This is a genomic window from Paraburkholderia lebeckiae (genome assembly GCF_050436225.1).
Taxonomy (GTDB): Bacteria; Pseudomonadota; Gammaproteobacteria; order Burkholderiales; family Burkholderiaceae; genus Paraburkholderia; species Paraburkholderia tuberum.
Map to the genome: position 1 here is coordinate 832,947 of NZ_JBNDLU010000001.1, position 13,273 is coordinate 846,219.

The following is a 13,273-nucleotide window of genomic DNA, read 5'->3' on the forward strand; positions in this document are numbered from 1 at the left end:
TATAAGTACACGGGCGGTAAAGGGGCGGAAGAGGGCAAAGTTCATGGCCAGTACGCAAGGAACCACCGGATCGCCGTTTGCGGTGTCCGTCGAAGCGGGCAGCTATCGCGTCACGCGACCACAAAGCGCAAGCGATGTGATCGGCCTGCTGCAAGAGCGCGATATTCAGATCGTCGATCTGAAATTCACCGACTTGCCCGGACTCTGGCAGCATTTTTCGATCACGCTTCCCGAAGTTCACGACGACCTGTTCAGCGCCGGCATCGGTTTCGATGGCTCATCGATCCGCGGCTTTCAGGAGATCCACGAGTCCGACATGCTGCTGCGGCCTGACCCGGCAACGGCCTTCGTCGACCCGGCTTGCGGCACACCGACGCTGTCGATCATTTGCGACGTCGTCGATCCCGTGCTGCGGCAGCCGTATTCGCGCGATCCGCGCTACGTGGCGAAAAAGGCGGAGAACTATCTGCGCCAGACGGGCATCGCGACGACGTGTTATTTCGGGCCAGAGCTCGAATTCTTCATCTTCGACTCCATCCGCTTCGGCCAGGATCAGCACTGCGGCTACTACTACGTCGAGTCAGGCGAGGGCGACTGGACCACCGGTCGCGACGAAGGCGCATACGGCGGTGGCAACCTCGGCTACAAGCAGCGCTACAAGGAGGGCTATTTTCCGGTGCCGCCTCATGACACGCTGCAGGAGATCCGCTCGGAAATCGCGCTTACGCTCCAGCAGGCGGGCGTACAGATCGAAGTGCATCACCACGAAGTTGCGACCGCGGGACAGAACGAGATCGACATGCGCTTTGCGACGCTGACCCGCATGGCCGACAACGTGATGATCTACAAGTACGTCTGCAAGAACGTCGCGCGTCGGCACGGCAAGGTCGCAACCTTCATGCCGAAGCCGCTGTTCGCCGACAATGCGAGCGGCATGCATTGTCATCAGAGCCTGTGGAAAGACGAACAGAACCTCTTTTACGACGCGGGCGGCTGGGCGCTGACTTCGGACATGTGCCGCTGGTACATCGGCGGACTGCTCCAGCACGCACCCGCGCTGATGGCCTTCTGCGCGCCGACGACGAATTCATACAAACGCTTGGTACCCGGATATGAGGCGCCCGTCAATCTGGCGATGTCGCAGCGCAACCGTTCGGCCGCGGCGCGCATTCCGATGTATTCGGATTCGCCCAACGCGCGGCGCGTCGAATTTCGCTGTCCGGACCCGTCGGCCAATGCATATCTTGCTTTCGCCGCGATGCTGATGGCCGGCCTCGACGGCATTGAAAACAAGACCGATCCCGGCGAGCCGCTCGACCGCAACATCTACGATCTGCCGCCCGAAGAAGCGCGCAATATACGGCAGGTGCCGGGCTCCCTCGACGCGGCGCTGGCGGCGCTCGAAACCGATAACACGTTCCTGCGCAAAGGCGATGTGTTTACCGACGATGTGATCCAGACCTGGATCGACTACAAGCGCAGCCGCGAGATCGACACCATCAAATTGCGTCCGCATCCATGGGAGTTTTATCTGTACTTCGATATCTAGAACAACGAGGGAAATCGTCGCGATCTTTCGAAGCAGGGGCCGCGCAAGCGCGGCCTCAAAGCTCAAAGCAGGATCGGCGCGCAAATCAGAAGAAACACAGCGATATAAATGACGCCAAAAATCAGCCCGAGTCTCCAGAAATCCCCCGCGGGCAGATACCCGCTGCCGAAGTACACAGGGCTCGGCCCCGTTCCATACGGTGTCAGGATCCCCATGATCCCCAACGTCAGCGAGAGCATCAGCGCGAACGCCTCCATCGGCATGCCGGGAATCGTCGAACCCACCGCCAGCATGACCGGCAGCATCGCCGTCGCATGAGCGGTGATGCTCGCGAACATGTAATGCGTGAAGAAAAAGATCAGCACGAGGACGATCGCGGCCGTCGTCGGCGGAAAGCCGGTCATGTGGGTCGATATCGTCGCGGCGAACCATTTGACGAAGCCGGTCCTGCTGAGCCCATCGGCGAGCGCGACGAGCGTCGCGAACCACACGAGGGTATTCCAGGCCTGCTTGTTGGCGAGCATGTCGTCCCAGCTCACCACCCGGGTGATCAGCATCAGTGCGATCACCATCAGCGCCGCAGTCGTGGGATTGACGTAGTCGTCCGCAAAGACCCACAGCGCGAGAGCGATCAGCACCAGCACGGCGAGCATGATTTCCCGCCTCGTGAGCGGCCCCATCTCCTTGAGCTGCTGGGCAGCCCAGGCTGGCACCTCGGCGCTATGCTTCACTTGCGGCGGATAAAGCACGTAAGTCAGCAGCGGTATGGCCAGCAGCAGCAAGATGCCCGCGGGCGCGAAGGCCAGAAACCACTGCGTCCATTCGAGGTCGACGTCGACCGTTTTCTTGACGAGTTCCGCGGCGAGCAGATTGGGTGCTAGCGCGGTGAGGAACATCGAGCTCGTCACGCAGGTCGTGGCGATAGCGATCCACATGATGTACGACCCGATGCGCCGTGCCGACGGATCGTTCGGCTTCGAGTCGTAAAGCGGCGGCAAACTGCGAATCACCGGAAAGATCGTCCCGCCGCTGCGGGCCGTATTGGAAGGGGTAAATGGCGCGATCACGGCGTCCGCCACCATCACCGCATAACCGAGCGTGAGGGTCCGGCGACCCAGCGCCCGCACGAGCATCAATGCAATGCGCCGGCCGAGCCCGGTTTTCTCGTATCCGAGGGCGAACATGAAGGCACCGAAGATCAGCCACACCGTGCCATTCGAGAAACCTGAAAGCGCCCAGCTGAGCCCCGCGTTCGCGACGTTGAAACCGGGCTTGGCGAGTTGTGCGGGACTGAAGAACACCCACTCGCTGAACACAGCGACGAGCGTCACCGCGATGAGACCGATCGCCGCGCCCGGAATAGGCTCCAGCATCAGCCCGACGATCACGCCCGCGAAAATAGCAAAGTAATACCAGGCGTGCTGCGCGAGACCGGGGGGCGCGGGAATCAGTGCGATCATGATCACCACGATCAGAGGAGCGACGGCCTTCCAGAAAGTTTTCATGCCATGCCCCTTTCTCATAACCGTCCTTGTGCTAAGGTTTATATGACCTTTTCGGCGCGTTCGCCAGTGAAGTGTTCACGGCGTGCAAGGAGAGTGCGAGGCCATGGTTCGCGTGAGTATCGAAGGGCGCGAGATTCAGGCGCCGGGCAATTGCTCGATTCTGCAGGCCATGGGGCACGCGGGGCAGACCCTCGTCGAGGGTGTCGGCTGCATGTCCCAGGGCGTGTGCGGGTCGTGCCGTGTGATGGTGCGACGCAACGGCGAGCAGGAAGTCCACACCGCGCTCGCCTGCGAGACCCTCGTCGAAGAGGGTATGCAGGTCGCATTCCTCGATTACTTCACCGAATCGGAACGTCACCTGTATCGAATGGAAGATATCGGTGACAGCTGGCAGGCGCTCAGCATGATCGCCGAGATCTTCCCCGAAGCATCGCATTGCCGTCATTGCAACGGTTGCGATCGAGCCTGTCCGAAGGGGCTGGACGTGCAGCGCGGCGTGAACCTGGCGGTGGAAGGCAATCTGGCCGCATCGAGCCAGGTATTCGACGAATGCGTGATGTGCAACCTGTGCACACTCGCATGCCCCGAGCATATCCGGCCCAACCATCTGGGTGTGTTCGTGCGCCGGATGATCGCGTCGCTTTCGCTGCGTCCGGCCAATCTGATGCGACGGCTGCAGCAGATCGAGAGCGGCGAGCTGAAGATCGACTTCGCTGCGCCGGGCGCGCAGCCGCCGCGCTGACCGGGGCGAATCATCATGTCCGCCGGCATACCCTACGAAAACGCGCGCCAGCGCTACCGCCCCGGGATGGCGGCCACGGTCCGCGGCGATGACGTTCCGGTCGATGAATTGCTGAAGGCTTATCACCCCGATCATGGGCCGCATGCGCGCGTCACGCTGAGCGTCGGGGTCAATCGCGGCGAGCCGTGTCAGCCCGATCTCGCGCGGCACCTGCAGGCCAACGCGCTGCTCGATGATGTCGACATCGCCGGCGCGCAGCTGATGACGACCGAGGTGCTGGTGATCGGCGGCGGCGGTGGCGGCTGTGCCGCGGCGCTCACGGCGGCGAAGCAGGGCGCGCGCGTGATCCTTGCCACCAAGCTGCGCCTCGGCGACAGCAATACCGTGATGGCCGAAGGCGGAATCCAGGCGGCCATCGGCGAGGATGACAGCCCGCAACTGCACTTCGAGGACACGCTTCGCGCCGGACACTTCTGCGGCGAACCCGAACTCGTGGCCCAGATGGTGATGGACGGCCCCGACGTGATTCGCTGGCTGATCCAGCTCGGCATGATGTTCGATCTGGAAGAGGACCAGCCGATTGGCGGCAATCTGATGCGCAAGAAGCCCGGAGGCGCATCGGCGGCGCGCATTCTGTCGTATCGGGACTATACCGGCCTCGAAATGATGCGCGTGCTGCGCGAGGCGGTGGACCTCGACCCGGGCATCGAATTGTGGAATCGCTGCCCTGTGGTCGAACTGCTGTCGGACGAGCGCGGCGGCTGCGCCGGAGCGGTGATCTACAACCTCGAATGGCGTACCTTCGTGCTGGTGCGCGCGCGCGCCGTGATCCTCGCCACCGGCGGCGCGGGGCGACTGCACCTGAATTCGTTTCAGACCTCCAACCACTACGGCGCCACCGCCGACGGTCTGGTGCTCGCCTATCGGATCGGCGCGCGCCTGCGTGAACTCGACTCGTTCCAGTACCATCCCACCGGCATCGCCTACCCGCATCATCTGGCGGGCGGTCTGATTTCCGAGGCGGCGCGATCCGCGGGGGCGAGACTCCTGAACGGCGAAGGGGAACGCTTCGTGGACGAACTCGAGCCGCGCGACGTCGTCGCATCGGCGATCCTGCGCGAGTGCGCTCAGGGCCGCGGGATCGAGCGCGACGGCCAGGTCGGCGTATTCCTCGATACGCCGACACTCGAAATCGAGCATCCGGGCATTCTGGCCAAACGCCTCGTCACGCTTCGCCATCTCGCGCACAAATGCGGTATCGACGCGGCGCAGGAGCCGTTCCTCGTTTATCCCACGCTCCACTACCAGAACGGCGGCGTCGCCATCGACAAAGACGGCGCCACCAACGTCCCCGGCCTTTTCTGTGTCGGCGAGGTGACGGGCGGCATCCACGGCCGCAACCGCTTGATGGGTAACGCGCTGCTCGACATTCTGAGCATGGGGCGCCGTGCCGGCGCGAAGGCCGCGCAATCCAGCGAGTGGGTGATGGCGAACCGCGCCGGAATCGGTCACGTGCACGCGTGGCAGAGAGAGCTGACGCTGGCGGGACTGCCGCTTCACGTGAAGGCGCCGCAGCTCTTTCCCGCCTATGCCCATTTCGATCTGCGAGTCGATGCGGGATTGCGCGAGAGCGCACGCGGTCGCGTGATCGGCGGCATCCGGTGAGGCGAACCACGGAGCACGCGATGCAAATGCTGAATCAGTGCTTGATGAGGGACGATTTCCGCGTCGGAGCCGACCTCGATGCGTGGTGCGCGCGCGGCGGCGGCGAGGGACTCGCCAAAGCGCTCGAAGACCCGGGGGCGATCCTCGCCGAGATCGCCCAGGCCGACCTGCGTGGAATGGGAGGCGCTGGCTTCCCCGCACATCGAAAGTGGGCGCCGGTCGCGGCTGCCCCTGACGGCGACAAGTACGTCGTTTGCAATGGCAACGAAGACGAGCCGGGCACCTTCAAGGATCGCTTTCTGCTCGAACACACACCGCATCAGGTGATCGAGGGCGCGCTGATTGCCGCGGTGGCGACGCGGGCCAACCATGTCGTCTTGTACGTGAATCCGCATCAGACGGGGTCTCTCGCCGCGACTCGCGAGGCGGTCAAACAGTGGTCGGGGCACGCGCAATTCGCCGCTATCGAGCGTTGGATTGGTGCGCCGGTGTCGCTTGGCGTCGTGCCTGGCTCGGGGCTGTACATCGGCGGAGAGGAGACGGCGGTGATCGCCAGCGTCGAAGGTGGCTTTCCGTTTCCGCGGCGCAAACCGCCTTTCCCGGCCGAGCAGGGCGTGCACGGCGCACCGACCATCGTCAACAACGTCGAGACGCTGGCCCACGTACCCGGGATTCTGCGCCACGGCGGGCAGTGGTACCGCGACCTCGGGGTGGGGAACGCCGCCGGAACCAAGCTCTATTCGCTTTCCGGCGACGTGTTGCGTCCGGGCCTGTACGAACTGCCGATGGGCACGAGCCTGGAGACGCTGGTGTTCCAGCACGGCGGCGGCATGCTGCAGGGCAAGGAGTTCAAGGCGGTCTTCACGGGCGGCCCATCCAACACGCTGCTGACGAAGCGCGATCTCGACGTTGCACTGGACTTCGACTCGGTGCGTCAACGCCGTTCGCGTCTGGGGACGGGCGCGATGATCGTGGTGTCGGAAGGCACGAGCATCGTGCGCAAAGTCGCGGACTACGTGAACTTCTTCGCTCAGGGTTCGTGCGGCCAGTGCCCGCCATGCAAGGGCGGAACGTTTCAGATGATGCGGCTTCTCAACCGGCTCGACACGGGCCGCGGTGTGCGTGCCGATCTGGATGCACTGGAGAACTTGTGCCGCCTTCTTCCCGGCAGCGGGCGTTGCGGTTTGATCGACGGCGCGGTCACGGTGGTGGAGAGTTCCATCGACCAGTTCCGCGCGGAATATGAAGCGCTATTGATGGCGTAGGCGGGATGAGGATTGCCGCTCGTGGCGACATTGATGACATTTCGCCCGACATCGGAATTCTGAGTGACAGCGAAGTGCCGACGTTGCTACGTCGCAAGCTCGGTCATGGCGTGAGAGCGATTAACGGCGAGTGCCTCGCGACTAATCGTCCGCGAAAAAATGGCCGATGAAGAAACACCCGGCCGCAAGCGCGGCACCCAGCACCGCGACCGTATAAGCCAGACTGGAGCCGTGCCACAAGCTATCGAACCATTGATGCAACTGCGCCATCAGCACCGCCGCGTTGCCGCCGATTTGCTGTAGCTCGATCTGATAGCGCGGATCGACCATGTTGTACATCGCGACCGCGCTATCCGGCGGCGGCACGCTCACGTAGATGAACACCGCGGCGATCAGGCTAACGACCAGGATCGCCGCGCCGGTGAAATAGAGCCGCTTTTGTAGCGGCGAGCGTTGGGTGGAGGAAGGTGCTTCGTTATCGTGGCCGTTCATCGTTTCGTGGATGGCTGCGCTAGCAGCCGTCGTTCATGGAGCCGAACCGCCAGTATCGCAGAGCGCGGACCAGAGGCAGCCGGGCGCGCCCAATCCACCCTAACTCTTCGACGTCAACAATTTGACCCCCGCAATTCCGAACGTCACCGCGAGCGAGCCATCGAGCCAGCGCCGGATCGCCGTATAGACGCGGCGTGCGGACGCCGTCGAAAACAGCACCGCGTAGCTGCTGAATACCGTCGCGCCGATCACCATGCAGCCCAGCACGACCGGCGTCACGTGCGCGGCGCCGTGTGCCGGCGACATCGCGAGCGACACGATCGACAGCCACACCAGCACCGCTTTCGGATTCGTGAGATGCAGCAAAAGGCCACGCAGATAGAGTCGCCCGAGCGGTTCGTCGACGCGCGCCGCGCTCGCGGCCGGCTTGGCGGCGCTCCACGCCGAGCGTGCGGACTTGAAGCCGAGCCACAGCAGATACAACCCGCCCGCGATCCGGATCGCGACGAGGCATTGCGAGTAGGTGGCGAGCACCGCCGACAACCCGAGCGACGCGAGCAGCGCCCATGAGAACGAGCCCGACACCACGCCGAGCGCGAACACCAGTGCCGCGCGTCGGCCCGCGCTCATCGCGAGCGACATGATCGCGAGATTGCTCGGCCCAGGGCTCGCGGTGCCGACGAAATAGGCGCTGTAGGCGATCAGGACATCGGCGGTGAGCAGAGGGCTGGCGATCATTGGGAGGAGATGTAAGGGCGGAGCGCGTGTTCGACAATGCAATGCAACGCGCCACACAGCCGGTTGAACGAAGCAACGATTCTGCGCGCCGTCGCGCGCGACTCACAGATACAGTTGCGCGTACGTATGGCAGCACATTCGATTCGAACCCGAAGCGAACTGGCATTGAATGCGGCGTGCAAAGCGCTCAACCGTGCGCCGCGCTCGCAATACACTCCGCCAACGCATCGGCGACTACCGGCCGGCTATGCCGCGGCCGCAGCACGAGCCCGATCTCGCGCTCGAAGCTCGCATCGCCGAGTTCGAGTGCGACGACGCTCGCTGGCCATTTGCCCAGCCCGGCCGTATTCGGAATCAGCGCGACACCCATGCCGCGCGCGACCAGTTGCACGATCGCCTGCAATTCGTCGAGCTCGATCGCATCGCGCACGCCAAGGCGCGCGCGCCGCAGAAAACGGTCGACGAGCCGTCCGCCGAACGACGCGCGGTCGTAGCGGATGAACGGCTCGCTGCGCAGCAGTTCGCGCCACGAGCGGCCGCCGCGCGCAAGCTGTTTCGGCGCGAGCAGCACGAACGGTTCGGCGACGAGCGTGCGCCATTCGAGTTCCGACGGCAGCGCGAACGGCGGTTTGATGATGACGGCCAGATCGAGCTCGCCCGAGTCAACCTGGCCGAGCAGCCCCAGCGACACGCCCGGCACCACGCGAATTCGCCAGCCGGGACGGTCGTCGCGAAAGCGCGCGAGCGCGTCGGCGAGCAGCGACACCTGCGCGGACGCGATCGCGCCGACCCGCAGCATGCCGCTTTCGGCGGCACCGCCGCTGCGCTCGGAGAGCCGCGCATAGAGCGTCATCATTTCCTCGGCGAGCGCGAGCGTTTCGCGGCCCGCCTCGTTGAGCGTCGCAGAGCGGCCGGTGCGGTCGAACAGCTGAAAGCCGAGTTCCTGTTCGAGCCGCTGCATTTGCGCGCTGACGGCCGATTGCGTGAGCCCGATGCGCGCGCCCGCGCCGGAGAACGTGCCGTACTGGCTGACGGCAATCAAGGATTTCAACTCGCTGAGCATGATCGATCAATCGATTTTGGTGATGGTCAGCTCAAATATATATCGTTTCTCAACATTTTTATTCATGATTAAACTTTGCTTCAACTGAACCGGTTGCCAATCGTGCCAGTCGTAATTCATCTTCACACCCACCCCAGCGAGTCTTCCTATCATGAGCGTTGCCGAAACCGCTTTGCCGCCGTTCCACCTGGCGTTTCCTGTTCATAGCCTCGCCGCCGCGCGCGAGTTCTACGGCGAATTGCTCGGCTGCCCGGAAGGGCGCAGTTCGGACGCATGGGTCGATTTCAATTTCTACGGTCATCAGATCGTCGCGCATCTGGCGCCGGACGAAGTCGGTCACCGTCATACCAGCGCGGTGGATGGCGACGCGGTGCCGGTGCGCCACTTCGGCGCGGTGCTGTCGATGGAGCAATGGCAGGCCGCCGCGGACAAACTGCAGAAGGCCGACATCGAATTCATCATCGAGCCGCATGTGCGCTTCAAGGGCGAGGTCGGCGAGCAGGCGACAATGTTCTTCCTCGATCCGTCGGCTAATGCGCTCGAGTTCAAGGCGTTCGCCGATATGTCGTCGTTGTTCGCCAAATGAGCGTCGCGGGCGTTGACGCCTAGATACGGATAACTGCAAATGAAGGCCGCTCGACCATTCAGGTCGGCCGGCCATTTTTCGTTGAAGGGGACGGCCGCGCGGAGCAAAATCGCCCCGTCTTGCGAATCGCTCTGAAAGCATGTTTCATATTGTTTCGGCCAAAAACGTGCCGCGTATCAGCAAACGTTTCATTAACTGCGCGTAAATTTATTCAACAAACGTTTGCTTTGCGGCTAATTCGCAGCTAATTCGGCGAGAGCCCTTCGCCTTCAAAAATGGCGCATTTGCTTTCAACAAGCTTCCTGACGATTTCGCCATTTTCGTGCCATGCAGGCGTTGGTGCAATCGATCTAGCATAAGCCCAGATTCAATCCCTCCGTCCACCCGCATTTTCTCTGGCCCGTTTCAATGTGGATCGTCAACGTAGCGCTTAAGCGGCCATACACGTTCATCGTGATGGCAATTCTGATCGTTCTGGCGACGCCCTTCGTGCTGTTCACCACGCCCGTCGACGTGCTGCCGGATATCAACATTCCGGTCGTCAGCATCATCTGGACGTATACGGGGCTGTCGGCCGAAGACATGGCCACCCGTATCACGTCGGTCAACGAGCGCAGTCTGACCACGACGGTCAACGACATCGAACATATCGAATCGCAATCGCTCCCCGGCATCGCGATCCTGAAGGTGTTTCTGCAGCCGAATGCCAACATCCAGACGGCGATTGCGCAGACGGTCGCCATCGAGCAGGCGCAATTGAAGCAGATGCCGCCGGGCGCCACCGCGCCGCTGGTCATCAGCTACTCGGCTTCCAGTATTCCAGTCATCCAGCTCGGCCTGTCGAGTCCGAAACTCTCGGAGCAGGATCTCAACGACACCGCGCTGAATTTCCTGCGTCCGCAACTCGTGACGATTCCGGGCGCGGCCGTGCCGTATCCGTATGGCGGCAAATCGCGGCTGATCTCGGTCGACCTCGACACGCGCGCGCTGCTGGCCAAGGGCCTGACACCTGCCGACGTGGTCAACGCGTTCAACGCGCAAAACCTGATTCTGCCCACGGGCACGGCCAAGATCGGGCCGAAGGAATACACGATCGAAATGAACGGGTCGCCGCCGACGTTGGAAGGTCTCAACGACATTCCGGTGCGCACCGTCAACGGCGCGACGACCTACCTGCGTGAAGTCGCGCATGTGCGCGACGGCTTCTCGCCGCAGACCAACATCGTGCGGCAGAACGGTCATCGCGGCGTGCTGATATCGGTGCTGAAGAACGGCAACGCGTCGACGCTGTCGATCGTCGATACGTTGAAAGGCATTTTGCCGGCCGCGCGCGCCGCGCTGCCGCCGGATCTGCAGATCACCGCGCTGTTCGACCAGTCGGTGTTCGTGAAGGCGGCGGTGCAGGGTGTGGTGCGCGAAGCGCTGGTCGCCGCCGCGCTGACCGCCGCGATGATCCTGCTGTTCCTTGGCAACTGGCGCAGCACCTGCATCATCGCGATCTCGATTCCGCTGTCCATTCTGTCGTCGCTGATCGTGCTGCACGCGCTCGGGCAGACCATCAACATCATGACGTTGGGCGGCCTCGCGCTGGCGGTCGGGATTCTGGTGGACGACGCGACCGTGACGATCGAGAACATCGAGCGGCACCTGCACATGGGCACGAATCTGCACGATGCGATTCTCGACGGCGCCGGCGAAATCGCAGTGCCGGCGCTCGTCTCGACACTGTGTATCTGTATCGTGTTCGTGCCGATGTTCTTCCTGACCGGCGTCGCGCGCTATCTGTTCGTGCCGCTCGCGGAAGCGGTGGTGTTCGCGATGCTCGCTTCGTACATCCTGTCGCGTACGCTCGTGCCGACGCTCGCGATGCTGCTGATGGGCCACGCGCACAAGCCGAAGGCGGGCACGAAGCCGAATCTGTTCATGCGTCTGTATCACCGCTTCGACGCAGGCTTCGAGCGCATGCGCGCGACTTACATCATGATCCTGAGCAGCCTGCTCGTGCGTCGCAAGATGTTCGGCGCGCTGTTCCTCGGTTTCTGCGTGCTGTCGATGGGTCTGTTCTTTGCACTCGGCGAAGACTTCTTTCCGAGCGTCGACGCGGGCGACATCCGTCTGCACATGCGCGCGCCGACCGGCACGCGTATCGAAGAAACCGCGCGGCTGGCCGACGAGGTCGAGAAGGTGATCCGCGAAGTCGTGCCGCCCAGGGAGTTGGGCACGATTCTCGACAACCTCGGGCTGCCGTATAGCGGCATCAACCTGTCGTATAGCAATGCGGGCACGATGGGCACGCTCGACGGCGAGATCCAGATTGCGTTGAACGAAGGCCACAAACCGTCGCAGATCTACATGGACAAACTGCGCGCGATCCTGCCGCAGCGTTTCCCGGGCGTCGAGTTCTTCTTTCAGCCGGCCGATATCGTCACGCAGATCCTGAACTTCGGCCTGCCTGCCGCGGTGGACGTGCAGATTTCGGGCGCGAATCAGCAGGGCAACCTCGACGTCGCGCGCAAGCTGCTGAAGCAGGTGCGGCTGATTCCCGGCACCGTCGACACGCATATCCAGCAGAAGCTCGACGAACCGGTGATCGATCTGCACATGGACCGCACCCGCCTGCAACAACTGAACCTGACCGCGAACGACGTCGCGCAGAACGTGCTCGTTTCGCTATCGGGCAGCTCGCAGACGTCGCCGGGCTTCTGGGTCAACAACAGGAACGGCGTGGAATACAAGGTGGCGGTGCAGACGCCGCAGTACCAGGTGTCTTCGATCGACGAACTGTTGCGCACCCCGGTCTCGGCCACGATGAACGGGCCGACGCAACTGCTCGGCAACCTCGTGCAGATCTCGCCGAAGAGCCAGTTCGCGGAAGTCACGCATTACAACATCCGTCCGGTGATCGATCTGTATGTGAGCGTTGAAAAGCGCGATCTCGGCAGCGTGGCGAATCAGGTCGACAAGATCGTCAACGAGGTGCGCGGCTCGCTGCCACGCGGCAGCACGATCACCGTGCGCGGCCAGGTACAGACGATGCGCAGTTCGTTCCTGGGGCTCGGTATTGGTGTCGCGATGGCGATCGTGCTCGTGTATCTGCTGATCGTCGTGAACTTCCAGTCGTGGGTCGATCCGCTGATCATCGTCAGCGCGTTGCCGGCGGCGCTCGCGGGCATCATGTGGATGCTGTTCCTGACCGGCACCCATCTGAGCGTGCCGGCGCTGACCGGCGCGATCATGACGATGGGCGTCGCGACCGCGAACAGTATTCTGATGGTCGCGTTCGCGCGCCAGCGGCTGTCGGCCGGCGCGCCGCCGCTCACGGCCGCGCTCGAAGCCGGCGCCAGCCGGATTCGTCCGGTGCTGATGACCGCGTTCGCGATGATCATCGGCATGATTCCGATGGCGCTCGGCCTCGGCGAGGGCGCCGAGCAGAATGCGCCGCTTGGCCGCGCGGTGATTGGCGGGTTGCTGTTCGCGACCGTATCGACGCTGTTTTTCGTGCCGCTCGTGTTTGCGGGAATTCATTCGTGGCTCGCGGGCCGTCATAAGAACGGCGGCGACGACGACAACGGCGGTGGCGACGATGGCGGCAACAGCGGTGGCAATGGCGGCCATCGTGGCACCCCCGCACCGGAACCCAGCAGTGCGGCGACGCCCGCGTAAAAGTT

10 protein-coding genes are annotated in these 13,273 nt (G+C 63.1%); 6 read left to right on the forward strand and 4 right to left on the reverse strand.

The window, feature by feature from the left end; translation table 11 throughout:
* Positions 1 to 43: 43 nt before the first annotated feature.
* A complete protein-coding gene (gene glnA / locus OKW45_RS03905; protein WP_018424861.1) occupies positions 44 to 1,549 on the forward strand; it encodes a type I glutamate--ammonia ligase in 1,506 nt (501 codons plus the stop codon).
* 62 nt (positions 1,550 to 1,611) lie between these two features.
* Here glnA and OKW45_RS03910 read toward each other — a convergent pair whose 3' ends face one another.
* Complete coding sequence (locus tag OKW45_RS03910; protein ID WP_429466084.1) at positions 1,612 to 3,054, reverse strand: anion permease; 1,443 nt, start codon at positions 3,052 to 3,054, stop codon at positions 1,612 to 1,614.
* A 103-nt stretch (positions 3,055 to 3,157) separates the two neighbouring features.
* On the opposite strand from OKW45_RS03910, the gene OKW45_RS03915 reads away from it, so the two are divergent.
* Genes OKW45_RS03915 through OKW45_RS03925 form a run of 3 tightly spaced genes read left to right on the forward strand, consistent with a single transcriptional unit; the run spans position 3,158 to position 6,726 of the window.
* The gene (locus OKW45_RS03915) at positions 3,158 to 3,796 is read left to right on the forward strand and encodes a 4Fe-4S dicluster domain-containing protein (protein WP_429466086.1); all 639 of its coding nucleotides are present in this window, start codon (positions 3,158 to 3,160) and stop codon (positions 3,794 to 3,796) included.
* 15 nt (positions 3,797 to 3,811) lie between these two features.
* A complete protein-coding gene (locus OKW45_RS03920; protein ID WP_429466088.1) occupies positions 3,812 to 5,461 on the forward strand; it encodes an FAD-binding protein in 1,650 nt (549 codons plus the stop codon).
* Between the two features lie 20 nt (positions 5,462 to 5,481).
* The gene (locus tag OKW45_RS03925; protein WP_429466090.1) at positions 5,482 to 6,726 is read left to right on the forward strand and encodes a complex I 51 kDa subunit family protein; all 1,245 of its coding nucleotides are present in this window, start codon (positions 5,482 to 5,484) and stop codon (positions 6,724 to 6,726) included.
* Positions 6,727 to 6,867: 141 nt separating this feature from the next.
* Here OKW45_RS03925 and OKW45_RS03930 read toward each other — a convergent pair whose 3' ends face one another.
* The 3 genes from OKW45_RS03930 to OKW45_RS03940 all read right to left on the reverse strand — a co-directional run bounded on the left by OKW45_RS03930 (position 6,868) and on the right by OKW45_RS03940 (position 9,019).
* Positions 6,868 to 7,218: a hypothetical protein gene (locus OKW45_RS03930; RefSeq protein WP_429466092.1), complete on the reverse strand. Its 351-nt coding sequence runs from the start codon at positions 7,216 to 7,218 to the stop codon at positions 6,868 to 6,870.
* A gap of 99 nt (positions 7,219 to 7,317) precedes the next feature.
* Entirely contained in the window at positions 7,318 to 7,956 is a 639-nt protein-coding gene (locus OKW45_RS03935; RefSeq protein ID WP_018424867.1) for a LysE family translocator, read from the reverse strand.
* A 187-nt stretch (positions 7,957 to 8,143) separates the two neighbouring features.
* On the reverse strand, positions 8,144 to 9,019 hold the full coding sequence (locus OKW45_RS03940) for a LysR family transcriptional regulator (RefSeq protein ID WP_429466094.1): 876 nt from the start codon (positions 9,017 to 9,019) through the stop codon (positions 8,144 to 8,146).
* Between the two features lie 151 nt (positions 9,020 to 9,170).
* Between OKW45_RS03940 and OKW45_RS03945 the strand changes: the two genes are divergently transcribed.
* The gene (locus tag OKW45_RS03945) at positions 9,171 to 9,605 is read left to right on the forward strand and encodes a VOC family protein (protein ID WP_429466096.1); all 435 of its coding nucleotides are present in this window, start codon (positions 9,171 to 9,173) and stop codon (positions 9,603 to 9,605) included.
* A gap of 408 nt (positions 9,606 to 10,013) precedes the next feature.
* Complete coding sequence (locus tag OKW45_RS03950) at positions 10,014 to 13,268, forward strand: efflux RND transporter permease subunit (protein WP_429466098.1); 3,255 nt, start codon at positions 10,014 to 10,016, stop codon at positions 13,266 to 13,268.
* Positions 13,269 to 13,273 lie beyond the last annotated feature (5 nt).

Bases quoted from the DNA above. Each gene is read 5' to 3' on its own strand.
- OKW45_RS03930 (WP_429466092.1), bottom strand. From the start codon at position 7,218: ATGAACGGCCACGATAACGAAGCACCTTCCTCCACCCAACGCTCGCCG.
- OKW45_RS03910 (WP_429466084.1), bottom strand. From the start codon at position 3,054: ATGAAAACTTTCTGGAAGGCCGTCGCTCCTCTGATCGTGGTGATCATG.
- OKW45_RS03950 (WP_429466098.1), top strand. From the start codon at position 10,014: ATGTGGATCGTCAACGTAGCGCTTAAGCGGCCATACACGTTCATCGTG.
- OKW45_RS03925 (WP_429466090.1), top strand. From the start codon at position 5,482: ATGCAAATGCTGAATCAGTGCTTGATGAGGGACGATTTCCGCGTCGGA.
- glnA (WP_018424861.1), top strand. From the start codon at position 44: ATGGCCAGTACGCAAGGAACCACCGGATCGCCGTTTGCGGTGTCCGTC.
- OKW45_RS03915 (WP_429466086.1), top strand. From the start codon at position 3,158: ATGGTTCGCGTGAGTATCGAAGGGCGCGAGATTCAGGCGCCGGGCAAT.
- OKW45_RS03920 (WP_429466088.1), top strand. From the start codon at position 3,812: ATGTCCGCCGGCATACCCTACGAAAACGCGCGCCAGCGCTACCGCCCC.
- OKW45_RS03945 (WP_429466096.1), top strand. From the start codon at position 9,171: ATGAGCGTTGCCGAAACCGCTTTGCCGCCGTTCCACCTGGCGTTTCCT.
- OKW45_RS03940 (WP_429466094.1), bottom strand. From the start codon at position 9,019: ATGCTCAGCGAGTTGAAATCCTTGATTGCCGTCAGCCAGTACGGCACG.
- OKW45_RS03935 (WP_018424867.1), bottom strand. From the start codon at position 7,956: ATGATCGCCAGCCCTCTGCTCACCGCCGATGTCCTGATCGCCTACAGC.